20 protein-coding genes are annotated in these 18446 nt (G+C 60.1%); 13 read left to right on the forward strand and 7 right to left on the reverse strand.

Annotation, left to right across the window (positions count from 1 at the left end):
* Positions 1–95 precede the first annotated feature (95 nt).
* Positions 96–1235: a hypothetical protein gene (locus AC5S27_RS02330; RefSeq protein ID WP_493932974.1), complete on the reverse strand. Its 1140-nt coding sequence runs from the start codon at positions 1233–1235 to the stop codon at positions 96–98.
* A 155-nt stretch (positions 1236–1390) separates the two neighbouring features.
* Between AC5S27_RS02330 and AC5S27_RS02335 the strand changes: the two genes are divergently transcribed.
* Positions 1391–2257 (forward strand): hypothetical protein, encoded by an 867-nt coding sequence (locus tag AC5S27_RS02335; RefSeq protein ID WP_493932975.1) that lies wholly within the window; start codon positions 1391–1393, stop codon positions 2255–2257.
* A gap of 134 nt (positions 2258–2391) precedes the next feature.
* Entirely contained in the window at positions 2392–3153 is a 762-nt protein-coding gene (locus AC5S27_RS02340; protein ID WP_493932976.1) for a secretin GspD/PilQ domain-containing protein, read from the forward strand.
* A gap of 166 nt (positions 3154–3319) precedes the next feature.
* Here the strand turns inward: AC5S27_RS02340 and AC5S27_RS02345 are convergent, their stop codons facing one another.
* From AC5S27_RS02345 to AC5S27_RS02360, 4 genes are all read right to left on the reverse strand, one after another.
* Entirely contained in the window at positions 3320–4615 is a 1296-nt protein-coding gene (locus AC5S27_RS02345) for a tRNA dihydrouridine synthase (protein ID WP_493937256.1), read from the reverse strand.
* 186 nt (positions 4616–4801) lie between these two features.
* A complete protein-coding gene (rpmE, locus tag AC5S27_RS02350; RefSeq protein WP_493932977.1) occupies positions 4802–5026 on the reverse strand; it encodes a 50S ribosomal protein L31 in 225 nt (74 codons plus the stop codon).
* A 114-nt stretch (positions 5027–5140) separates the two neighbouring features.
* Positions 5141–5926, reverse strand: a complete 786-nt coding sequence (locus AC5S27_RS02355) for a hypothetical protein (RefSeq protein ID WP_493932978.1) — start codon at positions 5924–5926, stop codon at positions 5141–5143.
* Positions 5927–5947: 21 nt separating this feature from the next.
* Positions 5948–8017 carry a fused MFS/spermidine synthase gene (locus AC5S27_RS02360; protein WP_493932979.1) on the reverse strand — a complete coding sequence of 690 codons (2070 nt, stop codon included), beginning with the start codon at positions 8015–8017 and terminating at the stop codon, positions 5948–5950.
* A 193-nt stretch (positions 8018–8210) separates the two neighbouring features.
* Between AC5S27_RS02360 and AC5S27_RS02365 the strand changes: the two genes are divergently transcribed.
* Positions 8211–8972, forward strand: coding sequence for an ATP-binding protein (locus AC5S27_RS02365; RefSeq protein ID WP_493932980.1), 762 nt, complete (start codon positions 8211–8213; stop codon positions 8970–8972).
* 15 nt (positions 8973–8987) lie between these two features.
* On the opposite strand, the gene AC5S27_RS02370 is transcribed toward AC5S27_RS02365, so the two are convergent.
* A complete protein-coding gene (locus AC5S27_RS02370) occupies positions 8988–9134 on the reverse strand; it encodes a hypothetical protein (protein WP_493932981.1) in 147 nt (48 codons plus the stop codon).
* 298 nt (positions 9135–9432) lie between these two features.
* On the opposite strand from AC5S27_RS02370, the gene AC5S27_RS02375 reads away from it, so the two are divergent.
* The 4 genes from AC5S27_RS02375 (at position 9433) to AC5S27_RS02390 (ending at position 13192) form a co-directional block, all read left to right on the forward strand.
* A complete protein-coding gene (locus AC5S27_RS02375) occupies positions 9433–9960 on the forward strand; it encodes a DUF2393 family protein (protein ID WP_493932982.1) in 528 nt (175 codons plus the stop codon).
* Positions 9961–10237: 277 nt separating this feature from the next.
* Entirely contained in the window at positions 10238–11140 is a 903-nt protein-coding gene (locus AC5S27_RS02380; RefSeq protein WP_493932983.1) for an OmpA family protein, read from the forward strand.
* 274 nt (positions 11141–11414) lie between these two features.
* On the forward strand, positions 11415–12494 hold the full coding sequence (gene rfbB / locus AC5S27_RS02385) for a dTDP-glucose 4,6-dehydratase (RefSeq protein ID WP_493932984.1): 1080 nt from the start codon (positions 11415–11417) through the stop codon (positions 12492–12494).
* A 71-nt stretch (positions 12495–12565) separates the two neighbouring features.
* Positions 12566–13192 carry an energy transducer TonB gene (locus tag AC5S27_RS02390; RefSeq protein ID WP_493932985.1) on the forward strand — a complete coding sequence of 209 codons (627 nt, stop codon included), beginning with the start codon at positions 12566–12568 and terminating at the stop codon, positions 13190–13192.
* 6 nt (positions 13193–13198) lie between these two features.
* On the opposite strand, the gene AC5S27_RS02395 is transcribed toward AC5S27_RS02390, so the two are convergent.
* On the reverse strand, positions 13199–14161 hold the full coding sequence (locus AC5S27_RS02395; RefSeq protein WP_493932986.1) for a VWA domain-containing protein: 963 nt from the start codon (positions 14159–14161) through the stop codon (positions 13199–13201).
* A gap of 163 nt (positions 14162–14324) precedes the next feature.
* On the opposite strand from AC5S27_RS02395, the gene AC5S27_RS02400 reads away from it, so the two are divergent.
* The 6 genes from AC5S27_RS02400 to AC5S27_RS02425 all read left to right on the forward strand — a co-directional run bounded on the left by AC5S27_RS02400 (position 14325) and on the right by AC5S27_RS02425 (position 18424).
* Entirely contained in the window at positions 14325–14549 is a 225-nt protein-coding gene (locus tag AC5S27_RS02400) for a DUF3606 domain-containing protein (protein WP_493932987.1), read from the forward strand.
* 87 nt (positions 14550–14636) lie between these two features.
* A complete protein-coding gene (locus AC5S27_RS02405; protein WP_493932988.1) occupies positions 14637–14852 on the forward strand; it encodes a DUF433 domain-containing protein in 216 nt (71 codons plus the stop codon).
* Complete coding sequence (locus AC5S27_RS02410; RefSeq protein ID WP_493932989.1) at positions 14849–15193, forward strand: DUF5615 family PIN-like protein; 345 nt, start codon at positions 14849–14851, stop codon at positions 15191–15193. Before AC5S27_RS02405 ends, AC5S27_RS02410 begins: the two co-directional genes overlap by 4 nt.
* Before the next feature lie 259 nt (positions 15194–15452).
* Complete coding sequence (gene hemE, locus AC5S27_RS02415) at positions 15453–16571, forward strand: uroporphyrinogen decarboxylase (protein ID WP_493932990.1); 1119 nt, start codon at positions 15453–15455, stop codon at positions 16569–16571.
* Entirely contained in the window at positions 16564–17568 is a 1005-nt protein-coding gene (locus tag AC5S27_RS02420; RefSeq protein WP_493932991.1) for a ferrochelatase, read from the forward strand. The genes hemE and AC5S27_RS02420 overlap by 8 nt, the downstream gene beginning before the upstream one ends.
* A complete protein-coding gene (locus AC5S27_RS02425) occupies positions 17561–18424 on the forward strand; it encodes a carbon-nitrogen hydrolase family protein (RefSeq protein WP_493932992.1) in 864 nt (287 codons plus the stop codon). The genes AC5S27_RS02420 and AC5S27_RS02425 overlap by 8 nt, the downstream gene beginning before the upstream one ends.
* Positions 18425–18446: the final 22 nt, after the last annotated feature.

Here is an 18446-nt window from a genome sequence, read left to right on the forward strand (position 1 = left end):
GCGCAATGCGTGCACGACAGTGCGCAATCCGTGAGAGGGTTTTGCGGCGATTTACGTCTTGCCCTGCCGGAAGATTCGTGGCTGATGGTTACGGGCTACTTTGACTGATGTTCCAGCGCCAGGACGGAGAAGCCAGTGGCCGCGTCGCTCATGAATTTCCCGACGCCTGTGCTGGGGTCGCGCTGAATGTTGACCGACCAGGCTGGCCAGAGGCCGTCAGCCTTGCTCTGGTTGGCCACGATCCATGCCAGGCCTTTTTGCGATTCGGGCGATTTGGCCATGCCGTTTTCTTCGAGGGCCAGAACGATCAGTCCGGTGGCGTAGCCGTCGCTGCGAAGGTCGAAGGGAGTTTTGTCGTGGCGCTTCCAGGTTCCTTCTCCGAGCTCAGTCAGGCTCCAGCCGCCGTCGGGGTGCTGCTTGCTGGCGAGTTCCGCGGCGAGGGCTTTGCGCTCGGGATCGGTCATTAAACCGGGGAGATTTGCGGAGGCCCAGAGGAGTGCGACCCGGTTGATGATCGGCTGATTTGGAGCTTCGCGGCGGAGGTAGTTTTTGAGCAGGGCGAGATTGGGCTGGATTTTGGGGTCGGCAGCGTAATTGTCGGGCGCAATGCCGACGGCGACTGCGGCCTGCGCTGCGCCGTAGTATTCGCTCTCGGGGGCTTCCCAGGGGGAGAAGTGGAAGTTCTGCCAGATCCAGGCGCCGGCGACCTTCTCGTTTCCTGGGCCGGACTGCTCCTGCTGGACCCACATCTGATCAAATGCGGTGCGGGTGGATGGCTGCAGATGGCCCGCTGCGGCGTCATAGCTGGCCAGGATGATGGCGTTGTTGACGGACTCGGCGTTGCGGGCTTCGTGGGTTTTGCCTGGGCCGTGCTCGGCGTCAGTGTAGAAGGTAGTGGCTTCGTTGCCGAGGCTTACGCGCTTGAGGATGCTGTCGAGCATGGCGCGTTCCGGGTCGGAGATAGCCTGTTCGCCGAGGGACTTGCGCAGGGCTGGGCGGGCGAGCGCGTAGGGCACCTGCGTGTGGCAGGAGACGCACATGGTGCCGTGGTCCTTCTGGGCGTGGGGCCATTCCTGCCACCAGACCTGACGGCTGTCGAGGTACTTGGCCGCCGCGGCGGGGTCCCAACTCTGCGCGGCTAATTTAGCCGAAGACGTATCTGTCCGCGGGTGCGTTGCGGCGAGAGCGGCGGTGGCGATGGTTAACGCGGCAATGACGATGGTGAAGGATCGCATTGGGATCGTGCTCCTTCGAGCGAGTGCTTCGGAAGCGGGCCGTATGAATCGGAGGTTAGCACAAAAATGTATTTGGCTTTAGAAATCCTCGCGAAACCTTAAGCTCTTACCCGATTCGTCGTTCTATGATTCGGAGTACTTAAACCCTTATCGCCATGAGCAAACTCTTTAGTAGAGCGTCGTTTCTTTTCTGGCAGTATCCGGTGCTTTGGGTGCCGGTGCTGGCGGCGGATATTGCGACATTTGCTTTGCGGACGCTGCAGAAGGTTGTCGCTCGCTCCATTGTTGAGGCTCTGCGCCCACACTCTGTTTTCGGTGGCGATTCAACTTTGCTGACTCCGGCATCAGAATCGCTTCCACGTATTGCACTTCTCTCTGGAGCGACATTCTGGATCGCGCAGTTTCTTTGTATCCTGCTTTACTGCGTCGCTCTTGGTATGACGGCGCAGATGGTGCGCGGAAGATTTGCTACAGCGGACGATTCAGCATTGATTGAGGGCAAATCACGGTGGCGATCGCCACGGGGAGTTGTGGTGCTTACGGGAAAGATATTCGGGCTGGTAGTGCTCGCTTCCCTTACTCTCGGGCCATTGAGTCTGGTCTTTGTTAAATATCCAATGAGCACCCCAGTGTCTGCGCGAGTTTGGGGTTATCTTGCTGGCGTACTTCTGGAGATGGCTCCAGCTTATTTCGCGGTGCCTATTGCAATGCAATGGTTGATAGCTCCAGGGGTGAGAACCATCGGCCGACAAGCCATGCGGCGAGCACAGTTATTGGCGGTGTTGAGTGTGGCTGTTGCCGGAGCTGTTGGATGGTGTACGTCGCGAATGGCGACAGCAATGACCGCGCAAGCGATGTCGTATGCCGAGGTAATCGTGATCCAGGCTGTATCGTCACTGATCGCTGCTGTGCCTTATGTGTTGCTGTTCATCGTGCTTGCGCTGATCGCCTATGAAGTGCCGGGAGATTTGCCTATTGCCTCTTATGATGAGGTTGACGGCGATGTAGTTCGGGAAGGCTGAAGACCTGTGCTGCGTGGCGATACTAGAATCTTTGAGCGGTTAGGGGATGCTGGCGTCTTGTGAGATAGAAGCTGCGATTGGCGCTGAATGGATGGCGTGCGGCGGCTTTATGTCTAACTTCTGCGAGGCTCTCGATGAACGGAATTCAATTGCAAAAGGAAATGTGGTCTGCTCTGCGCTTGTTTGCTGGACTTACGGTTTGTGGTGCGATGTTGGCTGCTCCAGCGGTGGCGCAGTCGGCGTCTGGAGACGCCAAGCCTGCTCCAAAGCCGACGACTTATGAGACTTTGTACCTGACACATCTGACGACGAATAACGATTTGAACGATGTGCAGACGGATCTGCGCAATGTACTTCCGAATGCTCGGATCTATGGCCTGCCGATGCAGCATGCGATTTCGATCAAGGCCAGCGGCGAGGATCTTGCGCTGGCGCATAAGTTAGTTGCCGAGTTGGATGTGGCTAAGAAGACGTATCGCCTGACGTATTCCATTACCGACGTGGACGGCGGCAAGAAGGGCGCTGCGCAGCACTATTCGCTGGTAGTGGCCGTGGGCGAAAAGGGTGTGCTGAAGCAGGGGACGAAGGTGCCGATTGTTACCGGTTCCACGGCTGAGAATGCTTCCACCAACACTCAGGTGCAGTATATCGACGTGGGGTTGAATATTGACTCTTCGCTGGATGGGGGAGCAGAGGGCTTGCGGTTGAAGACGAAGATAGAACAGTCTTCGGTGGCGGATGAGAAGCCGGGGGCTCCAGATCCGACGATCCGGCAGACTACGCTGGAACAGGTGACGATGCTGACGCCGGGGAAGGCGCTGGTGATTGGGGCGATGGATGTACCGGGCGGCTTGAAGAGGGAAGAGGTTGAGGTTTTGGCGGAGCTGGTGAAATAGCGTTCGGTGGAAGGGCCCGGGGCTGAAGGCCCATTTTCCTTGATATCGGATTCAGGGGCCTGAAGATCGCTGCTCTCTCCGCCTTCGTGCTGCGCACAAAATTTTGCCCCACATCTCGGTCGAGGTGTGGGGCGTTGTGTTTCTGATTTCTCGAAATTCGCGGAATTTAGTCGCTGCAGGCCAGGGCTTCTTCCGGGAACGTGGCTAACTCTGGCTCTTCGGGCTGCATTTCGCTCGCGGGGGCGTTTAGGCGCGCTTCGAAGAATTGGTCTACTGCTGCCAGGACGGCGCTGCCCGTTTTGGACTGGAAGATTTGCTGGCGGAGTTTGCTGCCGCCGGGTACGCCGTGGGTGAACCAGCTGGCGAACTGCTTCATCTTGCCGCTGGTTTCGCCGTGGCGCTGGGCGCGGGGCAGCTCTGACGTGGCTTCGGCTTCGTCGAGGAGCATCTGGAAGTAGGTGCGGATCATGCGGTAGCGGTCGAGCTCGGTCGGCTTGGTGTAGTGGCCGGTGGCGGTGTACTCGGCGATCTGGCGGAAGATCCAGGGATTTGACGGGGCGGCGCGGCCGATCATCACCGCATCGCAATTGGTCTGGGCGACCATGGCGGCGGCGTCTTCCGGGGTGCGGATGTCGCCGTTGCCGATGACGGGGATCTGGACGGCGTCCTTGACCGCGGCGATCCATTCCCAGCGGGCCTGGCCAGTGTATCCCTGCTCGCGGGTGCGGGCGTGGAGGGCGACGGCGCAGAGACCTTCTTCCTGAGCCATGCGTGCGAGTTCGACACAGACGATGCTGGAGTCGTTCCAGCCGAGGCGGAACTTAACGGTGAAGGGGATGGTGACGGACTTGCGGATTTCCTTGAAGATGTGACCGATCTTGGGCAGGTCGCGCAGGAGGCCGGAGCCGCCGTTGCAGCCGACGACGCGCTTGGCGGGGCAGCCAAGGTTGAGGTCGACGGTGTCGAAGCCAGTGTCCTGGACGATGCGGGCGGCGTCGGCGAGGGTTTCGGCGTTCGAGCCGAAGATCTGTGCGGCGATGGGGTGTTCGTCTTCGTAGAAGGTGAGGTAGCGCTTGCGCTTGGATTCGCGCATGCGGGAGAGGCCGTCGGCGGAGGTGAACTCCGTCATGAGGAGGCCGCAGCCGGATTGCTGGTTGGTTACCTCGGCTTCGACTTCGTTTGAAAAACGTACCTCAGGGGCTAAAGCCCCTTCTTTTTCTGCGCCGTTGGTGCCGGGGCTGAAGCCCCGGCCTACCTTAAGACCGGATTCGTTGCTTGATTGCGAGTTGGTGAACTGGCTGGCGTTGCGGATGAAGCGGCGGAAGACTGTGTCTGTGACGCCGACCATGGGGGCGAGGACTGTCGCGGGAGCGACGGGAACTCCGCTGATTGAGAAAGACGCGGGGACGCGGGCCTCTTCGGGCATCGCGTGTTCGAGGGGGTTGTCCCAGTCCTTCTTCATGGTGAAGCCTTTGCCGCTCATAGGTGCCTAGTGTGAGTGTGGAGTGTGAGTGTGAAAAGCGAACTTGTTGAGGTCGCGAGAGTTGTGCGTGCGGAACAACCTGCCTCTCGCACTCACACTCGCTTTCAGCGGAAACGACAAGGCCCTCGCCAGGGCGAAGGCCTTATTGGTCCGCTGCGGTTGGAGTTACTTCGCTGCGGGGGTGGCCTTTTCGGCGTACTTGCGGCGGAAGCGCTCGACGCGGCCTGCCGTGTCCACCAGGCGCTGTTTGCCGGTGAAGAACGGGTGGCAGTTGGAGCAGATTTCAACGCCGATCTTTCCCTTGTGGGTAGAGCGGGTATCGAAGGAGTTTCCGCACGAGCAGTAAACCTGAACTGTTTCGTACGTGGGGTGAATTCCTGGCTTTGGCATGACTTTGGTGGACCTTTCCTGCAATCGTCTTAGTTTACCTTGGATTCGGTTTGGTGGCAATTGGATTCAAAGGGCAGGGAACAGGGATCAGGGAATAGGGAATAGGACGGGCGGTTAGTGGGTGAAGTGGATGCCTCGGCCGAGGAACCAGATGTAGGCACTGCCCAGAATGATCGCTACGATCCACCAAGCTGGTTGTTTCTGGATGATTTCCTTTGGCTCGCTGGAGTCAGCGGAGGTTTTGGGGATGAAAGAGTCTGCCCATAACAGGCCGGAGGAGCCGCCGAAGGCTGCTGGGATGGTGGAAATCAGGAGCAATTTCAGGCCTAGCGGGTCGAGCGCTCCGGCGAGGCAGCTGAAGATGCCGGCGGCGTAGTAGGGGAGGCGGCCTACCGTGTTGTAGGTTTTGCCCTTGGGTGCGAAGGGCTGGATGGAGATGGCCAGCAGGCGCACGAAGAGGATGGTGGCGGCGGCTCCTATGAGGGCCATGCCGATGTGGAGCGCTGTCGAATGGGGCCAGCCGCGGATGACTTCGGCCCAGTCGCCGAAGTCGAAGATGCCGGAGAGCATGAAGTAGCCGGCGGCGGGGAGCAGATTGAGCGCGGCCAGCAGCCAGAGGAAGTAGCGGGTGTTGGAGCTCTTGGCGAGGGTGCGCATGGCCAGCAAGGCGATGAGGGCAGCGATGCAGTTGACGATGGTACCGCCGGCGTCGACGAGACGGTCGGGGATCATGGCGGAGAGGTGGTTGCTGGTGAGGTCGGTGACGATGTCGCCGCGGAGCCAGGCGGTTACTCCGTGGCCGAGTCCCTCGTGGAGTTGCGTGGCGAGGATTTCGGCGAGGACGGCCATGCTGAGGATGGTCGTTTTGTCGTGCTGGGCGGATGCGGGCTGGCTATCCATGGGATTCACTGTAGCAGCCGGTCACCAGCGGAGGATGGGCAGGAGGCTGGAGTAGTCGTCGGTCCAGGGGCGGACGGTGGCTTCCATTTTCGGGGAGAGCTTGGGCGGGTGGCTGTGGTTGAAGACTGCCGGCTGCTGGAAGAAGGCTGGGTTGTCGCTCAGGAGCATCCAGGTGGCGGAGAATTCGCCGCGCTCTTCGTTGATGCGGCTGTTGACCACGACCGCCTGCAGGTTGGCGGCGCGGGCTAGCTTGGTGATTTCTGGTTCGAGCTCTACGTGCTGATTGGAGATGTGGAAGGCGAGGACGCCGCCGGGGGCGAGGTGCTTTTTGTAGAGGGTGATGGCTTCCGTGGTGAGAAGGTGGAGCGGGATGGCGTCGCCGGAGAAGGCGTCTACGGCGAGGACGTCGAAATTGGCGGGGCCGGTGGCGGCGAGTTGCTGGGTGAGGGCGGTGCGGGCGTCGCCGGTGGTGATCTCGATCTGCGCGCCGCGGGCCTGGCCTTCGCGGATGTAGGTGAAGATGTTCTGCGCGATGGGGATGACGTCGGGGTTGATCTCGTAGAAGCGGAAACGGTCGCCGGACTGGGCGTAGGCGGCGATGGTTCCGGCGCCGAGGCCGATGACGCCGATGTTGCGAGCCTTTTTACCTGCGCAGCAGTTGTTGATGGCGAGGCCGATGCCGGAGTCGGGCGCGTAGTAGGTGGTGGGGACGGTGCGGAGTTCGGGCGAGAAAATCTGCGTTCCGTGCTGGATGTTGCCGTTGGAGAGGACGCGCTGGGTGGCGCCGGCGGGGTAGCCGAGGGTTTCTTTCACGCGGAGCGCGCCGTAGAAGTTGCGGATGGCGACAGGGGTGTTGTGTTCGTAGGCGGTGTGGATGAGGACGGTGAAGCCGAGCATGAGGATGGTGGCGGCAGACCAGAGCAGGCGGACGCCCCAGTTGGCGCGCCAGGCGAAGAAGCTCAGCAGGGCGGCGAGGGCGGCGGTGACGAAGAAGGCCAGGGCCAGGTCGAGGTTGAAGCGGAAGATGAGCGGGGAAGCGATGCCGATCAGGAACGATCCGAGTGCCCCGCCGGCGGCGAAGAGCAGGTAGAAGAGCGTCGATTCGGACGGGCGCTGGGGGCGGAGCGCGTAGGCTTCGCTATGGCAGAAGAGGCAGGCGAGGAAGAGTTCAGCGAGAAAGAAGCTAATGCCGATACGGATGGGCAGGGTGACGTCGACCTGCATGAGCATATAGCCGAGGCTGGCGAGCATGACGGCGAGCAGGCGGGTGATGAGCCATCTGGGGGCAAGTCGGGGATATTCAAAGGCGAGAATGAGGGTGATGAGGTAGACCGCGAGCGGGAGGATCCAAAGCAGGGGAATGGGGGCGATGTTTGCGGTGATGTAGGTGGTGACGGCGCTTAGCTGCATGGCTGCGCCCATGGGGAGCAGGAGCCAGAGGAGCTTGTGAATGCGGGGGGCGGCGGGGAGTTCGGCTTCCGGCTGAGATAGCTGGGCTGGGGCGAGTCCGGCTTTCCGGGTTAGGAGGATGCAGAGGATGGCGAAGACTGCGAATGCCGCGGCCCAGGCGATGCGCTGGATTTTCAGTGGAAAGTATGGCTCGATTACGGTGGGATAGAGGGCCAACGCGAGGAGTGAGGCGAGGTTCGAGAGGGCGTAAAGGCGGTAGGGGATCTCGCCGTTGCCAATGCGGGCCAGCCAGGACTGGAGGAGCGGGCTGGTGGCTCCGAGCATGAGGAACGGCAGGCCGATGGAGACGCTGAGCGCGGCGAAGATGGCGAGGACGGGGCTGTCGCTGGTTTGGTTCTGGCTGGGGGTGTGGATTGCGTAGACGATGGCGACTGCTGAGGCGAGGATCAGCAGGCCTTGCTGGAATTTGGCCGTGATGGGGCGCGGATTCATTGCTAGCCAGTGGGCGTAGGCGTAGGCGGCGAGCAGGGCGGTCTGGAAGAAGACCAGGCAGGTGATCCAGACGGCGGCGGAGCCTCCGAAGATGGGCAGGAGCTGCTTGGCGGCCATGGGCTCGACGAGGAAGAGGAGGAACGAGGCGAGGAAGACGGCGCTGCCGAAGAGGATTCGCAGTTGGGGCATGGCCATGCAAGATTAGCATTTGAGTGGTTAGTGGTTGGTGGTCAGGGAACAGGGAATAGGGAATAGGGAACAGGGCTTTGCGGGGATTGTGAGGATGGAGTAATCCACATTTGCAGAGGCCGTTGCTTGGCAACGCGGGTCTGGATTGTGGACTAGTCTGGAATCGTTAGTCTTGATACGTAGGGTTGGTGCGATGGCTGAGGAATGCGAGAAGTGCGGCGGGGCGGGGATGGTGCTGGTGGTCACTGAGGCTGGTGGCCGGGCGGCGCGGATTTGCGTTTGCCAGCAGGCGGCGCGGAATGAACATCGGATCGCCGCGGCGCGAATTCCGAAACGGTATCAGCATTGCAGTCTGGACAGCTACGAGACAGGCTTTCGCGGGGCCGATGGGTCCATGAAGCAGGCACATCTGACGGCGCGGAAGTTTGTCGAGGCATACCCGGTCGAGACCGACGGAAAGGGATTGCTGATTACCGGGTCGATCGGGGTGGGAAAGACGCATCTGGCTGTCGGGATGATGCTGGCGCTGATCGAGGAGAAGGGCGTCAAGGCGCTCTTTTATGACTATCGCGAGCTGCTGAAGCAGATTCAGCACAGCTACAACGCGCAGGTGAATTCGACGGAACTCGATGTTCTGAAGCCGGTGTTTGAGGCTGAGGTGCTGGTGCTGGATGAGCTTGGTGCGCAGAAGCCTACGGACTGGGTTTGGGACACGGTGGCGCTGATCCTGAATACCCGCTACAACGATAAGCGAACGACGATCATTACGACCAACTATGCGGATCAGCCGCCGGTTGGGTCGGGTGGCACGGCGACGCAGCGGGCTACGCGCGATGAGACGCTTGGCGACCGGATCGGCGAACGGATGCGGTCGCGGCTGGCTGAGATGTGTGTCCGTGTGGAGATGACGGGTGCGGATTTCCGGCAGAGCGCGGGGCGAGCAAGATTCGGCTGAGCAGCCTTTGCGCTGTTAGCAGGACCAGAAGCTGAGCAGGAAGACGAGGATCGCGACCACGATTGCCCCTTGGTAGAGCATGTGGCCAGCGTGATTTTCTCTCTCTGCTGGATGGGCGCTTGCGAGGGCCGCGACGGGTTGTTCGGGACAGTGGGCTTGCATCGCGGACTTCCTTTCCTTTTCTACGAATGAATGCGTAATACGGGCCACGAACGGATGTGGTTCCCGGAGAAAATTTGTGACGGCCTACTCACAGATATGACTCGCCTGCAGGGCAAAACGATGCTCATTCCGCGTACTTTTCACGGGCATTTGTTTTGAGTACGTACTGGACGTATCGACGGATTTGCCAACATCCATCAACTTAATTCTTTAGGGAAGTTTGCCATCCCCTTAGCAGCAATTTGTGGTGCAACTTTGCTGTGATCCCCGCTCAGACGCGCGGTGTAGAATCTGCGGTGTGAGCGCGAATTCTCCATTTGGCGGACGGACGGAAGCCGCAGAGCCCAGGGATCGCAACTGGGTTCCGCTGGTGGTGGCACTGGTGCTGGTGCTGGGTATGGTGGCGGCGGGATTCCTGCTGAATGGCAGGCCGAAACCGCCGGCGGCGACGCCGATCAACGGGGCGCTCGATCCGTACGCTGCGAATCTCGTGGTGACCAACGTGGTAATGAGCGAGTCGTCCAACCTGGCAGGTAGCAAGGTTACCTATATAGATGGGCACATCGCCAACAATGGAGAGAAGACTTTGACCAGCGTGCGGGTCCAGGTGCTGTTTCGCAATGGGGCGCAGGAGGTGGCGCAGAACGAGACCGTGCCGCTGCTGGTCATTCGCTCCCGCGAGCCCTATATCGATACGGCGACCCAGGCGCAGATCCCGCTGAAGGCCGGCGGCCAGGAAGACTTCCGTCTGGCGTTCGATTCGATCGTGCCGGATTGGGCTGGGGCGGTGCCAGATATCCGGATTGTGCAGGTTGAACCAAAATAGGTGCACTTCGAAAAACAGCCCATCTGCCTTACACGGTAAAAATTACATCGTGTTGCAAAAAGTACATTGGGCTGAGTGGTATCGTTTCCTTGAAAAGCGCTCAAGGTAGAACCGAATCCTATTTAAAGTAATTATTTTCAATAGTTTACGAAATTCTCCCGACTGAAACAGAGTTTGGCATGGCCGTTGCAATATAGATCGGCGAGAGGGCATGACCCACTCTTCTCGAAAGATTGCCAAAGTCTTCGAGTTAACGACGATTAGGGAGACCCCCAAAATGACGAAGATTGCGATTCGGAATTTATTCTCCAGCCAGGCAGCACTCTTCGCCCTGGCATCTGCGTTATGCGTTTCTTCGGCGTCTGCTCAGCAGACGACCGACGGCACCAGCACCCAAGCTCCTTCGGCGAATCAGCCCTCCCCCCAATCTCAGAGTCACCTCGACAAACTGAGTGAGCCGCCGAAGGAAGGGTTCTGGGGCCATGTGAATCCCTTCGCCCGCAAGAAGTGGGTAAACAATCGGATTACCCCGATTAAGGGTCAGTTGAATGAGCTTGACGAAGTCAACGCCAAAAACGCGCAGGACATCAAGGATGTCGACGGACGCGCAACGGCGGGCATCAACAAGGCTCAGTCGACTGCGGACCAGGCAAACCAGGTAGCTTCAGCTGCCACGACCCAGGCGCAGCAGGCTGGCACGATCGCCGGTCAGGCGAGCGGCAAGGTCGACAAGGTGAACACCACCGTCAACGGTCTCGACAACTACGCCGAGAAGAACACGGTCACAGTGGCCTTCAAGGGCGGTTCGGCGATTCTTTCGAAGGATGCCAAGGCGCAGCTTGATGAAATGGCTGCCAACCTTTCCGGCCACCAGGGTTACCTGCTCGAAGTGGAAGCACATGCTCCCGGAGCAGGCAGCGTAGGCATCCAGAATTCTTCCCGGTACGCGGAGGCGGTCAAGCGCTACCTCGTTACCGAACATCAGATTCCCGTCTACCGAATGCATGCAGTTTCGCTGGGCAATGCCCCTGTCGCGACTGCCGACACAGACGCCAGTGCGAAGCCCAAGCCGGTGCGCACGAGCTATGTCGAGCTTCGGTTGATGGAAAACAGTTTGGCGGCCCAGGACGGATCCACCCCCCGGTTAGATGCGTCCCAGACAGGTGCGGCACGACCGTAAGGTTGTAGCCACGCCCCGAGGCTTTAGCCCGCGCCTGACGGCAACCCCGCCGTTTGGCCGCCAACCAAGCTCTCGCAACACGAGAGAACCAAGGCAACTTGGCCCCCGAGAGTTCGGGGGCCGTTTTTTTTGCTCCGCACTTTTGATCGGCGCTTCGCGCCCTTGATTTTTCGCTTTCGATAGCTCTTCAGTATCCAGACAGAATTCCGCCTCCAATCCCTACAACCATTCTGGTATCGCTATCCAGATAGGCGGCGATTACACTTGGAGCAAGATGCTTACCAACGAATCCCCCATCCTTGTCACTGGCGGCGCCGGGTTTATCGGGTCGCACTTTGTTCTCGATTGGTTTACCGAAGTTGGCACGCCGCTGGTCAATCTGGACAAGCTGACCTATGCCGGCAACCTGCATAATCTCGAACCGGTGAAGGACAAGCCGGGCTACCACTTTGTGCGCGGGGATATCCAGGACCGTGAGCTGGTGGACAGCCTGATGGAGAAGTATGCGCCGCGGGCGATTGTGCATCTTGCTGCCGAGAGCCACGTGGACCGTTCGCTGGTGGGGCCGGGGGAGTTTCTGGCGACGAATATCAATGGGACGTTTGTGCTGCTGGAGGCGGCGCGGACATACTTTGGCAAGCTGGACGATGAGGATAAGAAGAAGTTTCGTTTCCTGCATGTTTCCACCGATGAGGTTTTCGGTTCGCTGAAGCCGGGGGATGCTCCGTTTGAGGAGACGTTCCCGTTCAAGCCGAACTCGCCCTATGCTGCTTCCAAGGCGTCGAGCGACCTGCTGGCGCGGGCGTGGATGAAAAGCTATGGCTTGCCGGTGATCATTACCAACTGCTCGAATAACTACGGACCGCTGCAATTCCCGGAGAAGCTGCTGCCGCTGGTGCTGGATAAGGCGATTCATGGCAAGCCGCTGCCGATCTATGGCGACGGGATGCAGGTGCGCGACTGGCTGTATGTGGGCGACCATGCTGCCGCGCTGCGGGTGGCGCTGGAAAAGGGTGTTCCGGGGCAGACGTATAACATTGGCGGGTGGAATGAGCAGGCGAATCTGGACACGGTGAAGATGCTGTGCGCGCTGCTGGATGAGTTTCTGCCGGATTCGCCGCATGTGCCGCATGCGCAGTTGCTTACGTACGTGACCGACCGGCCAGGGCATGACCGGCGCTATGCCATCAATGCGACCAAGGCTGAGCGCGAGCTGGGATGGAAGCCGAAGGAGACTTTTGCGACCGGGCTGCGAAAGACGGTGCGCTGGTATTTGGATAACCAGGCTTGGGTGCAGGAAGTGACTTCGGGCGAGTATCTGAAGTGGATTGATAAGAACTACGGTTCGCGGTAGTCGTCTGGGTCATCTCTCAAACTTCGGTTGGCCTATGATGGTTTGTACCTGAGGTCTTGCAGGGAGGATTAATGCGCTCAACTGGGTCCCGGCTAAAAGCGATGGGTTCGCGGTATCAGGGACAGTTTGTGTCGGCGGTGCTGCACTGCTGCCTGATTCTGCTGATCATTGGTGGAGTGGTGCGGAGTGGGCCGGTGATTGCGCCCTACAAGTTGCCGGGGACGACGCAGGGTGTTTCCGCGCTGACGTTTTATGCGCCGGGGAGCTATCACCCGATTCATGCGGATGCTCCGCTGAAGAGTGAAGCGAAGGCAAAGCCTGCAACCGTGCCGACGCCGGCTCCGAAAAAGCAGCAGTTGGAAGCTTCGCAGCAGACGCAGTCGCAGCAGGGGCTGGGGCTGGCGGCGCAGAGCGGACTGGGTGAGGGCGATATCACCATTGCGCTGCAGACGTACTTTCCTTATCCCAAGCCGGATCTGACTGCGCTGCCGCATGGGACCAGAGGCGACGTGGTGCTGGACGCGGTGATTGATGAGCATGGGAAGATTGCTCAGTTGACGCTGCTGAAGGGGCTAGGTTCGCCGGTGGATGATACGGTGATCGCTACCGTGCGCGGATGGACCTACACGCCGGCGATGAAGAATGGTGTGCCGGTACAGAGCGAGCAGGAGCTGCATTTTCATTACGAGCGTGGGTAGACATTCTTATTTAGCGTAGTAGCCGGAGCGGGCTCGGATGACTAGTCCTGGGCGCGTGCTCTTGACGACGATCTTGCGGAAGGTGCCGTCTGGGTCGTGGTTGGTGGCGTGATAGCCAACGGCGTAGAGCGACCTTAATTCCCCCGATATTTCTGCGAAGGCTTCGCTGACCTTCATGGCATGTGAGTCGTAGGATTTGCCGCCGGCCTGGTTTGTAAGGTGGTCGAGCTCGCGCATGCCGTAGCGGTCGCGGGCATCCATTTTGCCGTGCTTGAGTTCGGTATAGCGGATGGCGTAGACGAGAGTGTCGGCGTTCTGGACGGCTTCGATGGTGTCGACGAGGTCGTGCTCGCTGGAGTTTTCTTCGCCGTCGCTGAAGACGACGAGGACTTTGCGGCGCTGGTGGATGCCGGTCATCTTCTCCTCGGTGGCATAGTAGATGGCGTCGTTGAGCGCGGTGCCGAGCTCGCGGTCCTCTTTCGGGCCGATCTCGGGCTGGTCGTGGTTGCCTTTGTCGTAACTGTGCAGTGCGGCCATCATCGTGGCCTGATCTGCTGGTGAGCCGCTGGTCCAGTCGGTGACCAAGCGCAGGTGGTTGCCGAAGCAGACGGCGAAAGCGCGGTCCTCGGGAGTCATGGTCTGATGGAGGAACTGGGCGATGTCGCGCTCGTGGTCTTTGAGGAACTTTTCCTGGCTGCCGCTGGAGTCGATGATGAGGCCGATGCTGAGGGGGAGCTGCTCGGCGCGGGAGAAGAAGCGGATGGTCTGCGGGATGCCGTCTTCGACGATGGAGATATCGTCCTTGGCCAGGTCGAGGACGAGGCCGCCTTTGGCGTCATGGACGCTGATGGTGGTGTCGATGAGATGGGTTTCTGCGGTGATGGTGGGGACGGATTGGGCAAAGGGTAAGAGCGGGAAGATAACGGTGGTTAGAGCGAGTGCGAGGGTGCGCTTTGCCAGATTGAGCATGGAGCGAGATACGAATGCGGGATGCCTGGGGTTCCGTGTGGCAGTTTCGTGGGTGGTTCGACGCAGGTCAGGGAGTGGCGACCAGGGAGTAGCTATGAGGCTGTGCGGTACATCTCCTCTCGGGGGTTGGCATCCAAGCTAGGGAACTGAGAGGAATTATCCAATGTCTGAACACCATGACGCGCCGAAGGCGCACGAGGCACATGCCATTCACGAAGAACAAACCAAGGGTCCGCACGATCCGAAGGAAATCAACCCCAAGATGGCTTCTGATATCGCCTATTGGTCGAAGGAGTTTGGCGTGACCGGCGATCAGCTTCATGAAGCGATTCGCAGCCATGGAGTACATGTGGAGAAGGTGCGGGCTGCGCTGCATAAGGCTGTTTAGTCCACTTTGGGTTTATCACGCTGTTGGATGAAGGTTCGCGCTTCACACTCAATCGAAAATGGGTCTAGAATTTATGCAGAGGCACTCATGGATTGGTCCGGCTGCGAAAGCGTTGAGGTAGTCCCGGGTAAGGTGAGTGGTGTGCCGCTGATCCGCCACACGCGCGTGCCGGTCGATTTGGTTGTTTCCAGCTGGGATGGCGGCGAATCGGTGGATGAGATTGCTTATAACTATGATTTGAGGCCCGAAGAGATTCGGGCTGTCCTTTCCTACCGCGATAGTCTTGAGCCTGCGCGACTTTGAAGGTTCTCTTTGACCAGAACGCGCCTCGACCCCTGGCGCGTTTCCTTGAGTATCATGATGTCGTTCGCGCGGCTGAACTTGATTGGTCAGAACTGCGAAACGGTGATTTATTGCGGGCGGCTGAAGAGGCGGGCTTTGACGTTTTTGTGACGGCGGATCGCAATCTTTCTTATCAGCAAAATTTGAAGGATCGCAGGCTGGCGATTGTCGTGCTGCCCTCCGGGCAATGGCCCGAAGTCGAGCCTCATCTTCCTGCGGTCATTGCGGCAGTCGATGGTTCTGAGCCGGGTGATTTTGTAGACTTGACGGCTCTCCGGTCGGGCAAAACGCGGCGAACGTAGTGAGTACTGATTTGGATGCGACGGATCCGCGATCCTCAATGCCTTGTTTTTGCCAGCCCTTGCGGTAAATGAACAACAGACGCACGGCATCCAGCATACCTGGGTGCGTCTCGTCCGCTTTTCTTACCCAATGTAGAGTTCACGAGACCGTCGGATGACGGTGGCCGTAGTTGCAGCCAAGAGTTTGAGCTGCGTGGAATGAAAGCGTGGAAGTGCTGTCGCTGGATGCATGGTGGCCGACGGACTAGAATTTAACGTAATGAGCACTTTGATCGAGGATTCGGATTTGTCGGCTGTGCCTTTTGGCATGACGGGTGGGGCGCGGTTTTTGCGGGCTTGCTTGAAGAAGCCTGTGGACCGTCCGCCGGTTTGGTTTTTGCGGCAGGCTGGGCGATATATGGCGGAGTACCGCGAGGTGCGGAAGCATCACACCCTCGTCGAAATCTGCAAGCGCCCCGATATTGCTGCCGAGGTGACGATTACGGCTGCTGAAAAGCTGGGTGTCGATGCGGCGATTATCTTTGCCGATCTGCTGCTGCCGCTGGAGCCGATGGGGCTGCATTTTGAGTTTGTGGCGGGCGAGGGTCCACATGTACATCATCCTTTGCGGACCGTCGAAGCCATTGACAAGCTGCGGACGGACCGCGCCGGAGAGCTGGAGTATGTGGCGGCGGCGATTGCCAAGGTGGTCGGGCATTTTGGCGATTCGAAGGGGATTATCGGGTTCTGCGGGGCGCCGTTCACGCTGGCCAGCTACATGATCGAGGGCGGCTCGTCGCGCAACTATATCTTTACCAAGCAGATGATGTACGCCGAGCCGTATGCGTGGCAGAAGCTGCTGGAAAAGGTGTTCACGATGCAGGTTGCCTTCTGCAAGCAGCAGGTGGATGCGGGCGCGGATGTCATCCAGATTTTTGACAGCTGGGTCGGTTCGCTGTCGGTTGAGGATTATCGCGACTACGTGCTGCCGGTGACGACGCGGTTGATTCGCGCGGTGCAGGCGATGGGCGTTCCTGTCATCTACTTTGGCGTGGACACAGCCAGCTTGCTGCCGGCGATGCGGGAGACGGGCGCGGACGTGATTGGGCTGGACTGGCGGACACCGCTGGACGAGGGCTGGCGGTCGATGGGGTATGCGTGCGCGGTGCAGGGGAATCTGGATCCGATTACGCTGTTTGCGCCGGAGCCGATTCTCGAAACGCGCGTCAAGCAGGTGCTGGCGCAGGCTGCCGGGCGGGCTGGGCATATCTTCAACCTGGGGCATGGGATTGTGCCGGGGACTCCGGTGGAGCATGTGCAGGCGGTGGTGAAGATGGTCAAGGAGCACGGGCCAAAGTACGCGCTTCCGGCGGTCAAGGGTGAGGTGAAGCTTGGGTAAGCGAGCGGTTTTGTTGTTGGCGCACGGGACGCCGGAGAATGTTGAGCAGATTCCTGACTACCTGCGCAATGTGGTGAGCGGGCGTCCTATGCCGCAGCATGTCATTGAGGAGATTCAGCACCGGTATTCGCTGATTGGGGAGCCGAAGGGGCATTCGCCGCTGACGGATCTGACGATGATCCAGGCGGAACTGCTGGCGGCGGAGCTGGGCGAGCCAGTGTATGTGGGGATGCGGAACTGGCGGCCTTACATTGCTGACACCGTGAAGCAGATGCGGGCGGATGGCGTGGATGAGGCGGCGGTGATTTGTCTCGCGCCGCAGAATTCGCGGACTTCTGTCGGGCTGTATCGCCGTGCGGCTTTGGCTGAGGCTGCCGGCATGAAGATGGATTTCCTCGAAGGCTGGGCGGATGAGCCTTTGCTGGCCGAGGCTTTTGCAGAGCGGCTGCGGGTGGCGCAGGAGCGCGTGCTCGCCGAGACAGGCAAGTACGCGGCGGTGATTTTTACGGCGCACTCGGTGCCTTGCCGGACAATTCAGACTCCGGCGGCGAATCCGGGGCAGCCGATTCTCTGGCCGAGTTCTGCGAAGGGGCCGGATGGGGCGGGCGAGCCTGATCCTTATCCTGTCGAGGCCAAGCGGACGGCGGCTGCCGTGGCTGCGCTGGTGCCGGAGGTTCCTAGCTGGTATTTCGCATTCCAGAGCCAGGGAGCGAGCGGCGGCCCTTGGATCGGACCGGGCGTGCAGGACACGCTGGACGCGCTGGCAGCGGCGGGAGAGAAGACGGTGATCCTGCAGCCGATCGGGTTTCTGTGCGATCACGTGGAGATTCTTTTCGACATCGATATCGATTTTCGCGAGCACGCGGAGAAACTGGGAATGCGGCTGGAGCGGTCTGAGTCGCTGAACGGGTCGCGGACGCTGACGGCGGCGCTGGCCAAGCTGGCGCACGAAGGATTTGCACGGCTGAATTCCGAACAGCTGGGGGCGAATGGCTAGGATTCTGGCGGCGGCCCAGTACGCAGCACGCGCGGGCGATGTCGAGGCGAACGTGGCGCGGCATGTGCGCTACGCGTCGGCGGCGGCTGGGCTGGGGGTTTCGCTGTTGGTGTTCCCTGAGCTTTCGCTCACGGGGTATGAGCTGGAGCTGATTGCCGCGCAGCCTGAGCTCACGCTGCATGCGCAGGATACCCGGCTGGAACCGCTGCGGGCGCTTGCCCGGCGCGAGTCGATTGCGCTGCTTGTGGGCGCGCCGGTACGGTTTGGCGCAGATGCTTTGCATATTGCCACGCTGGCATTTCTGCCGGATGGCAAGGTGGCGGTCTATACCAAGCGTAACCTGCATGCAGGCGAGCTGGGCGTGTTTGCGCCGGGGCTGGGTGGGCCATTGCTGCAACTGGGCCGGGTGCCGGTGGCGATGGCCATCTGTTCGGATGTGGCCAAGGCTGAGTTTGCGGCGGAGGCGGCACGGAACAAGGCCAAGGTGTATGCGGCTTCGGTGCTCTTGAGTGAGGCTGGCTACGAGGCGGATGCTTCGCTGTTGAGCGGGTACGCGAAGACGCATGGCATGGCGGTGGTGATGGCCAATCATGCGGACCCTACGGGCGGGTGGGTCCCGGCGGGGCGCTCGGCGATCTGGGATGAGCGCGGCGTCGCGGTGGCGTCAAGCTCCGGAAATGAAGAAGCGCTGGTGCTGGCGCGTCGCCAGGGCAATAGCTGGGAAGGCGCGGTGTTTCCCATGCAGGCGGCTGCGGCACTAAGGTTGCGGGAGGCTGCTGTTCCGGAGATTCCGCCGGTGCGCGAGGAGCCGCGGCTCGTGCAGGGCTCGCTGTTTAGCGATTCTTCTCTAGATTGATTTGGTTATTTTGGCTGGATTT

This window comes from Acidicapsa borealis (genome assembly GCF_059115245.1).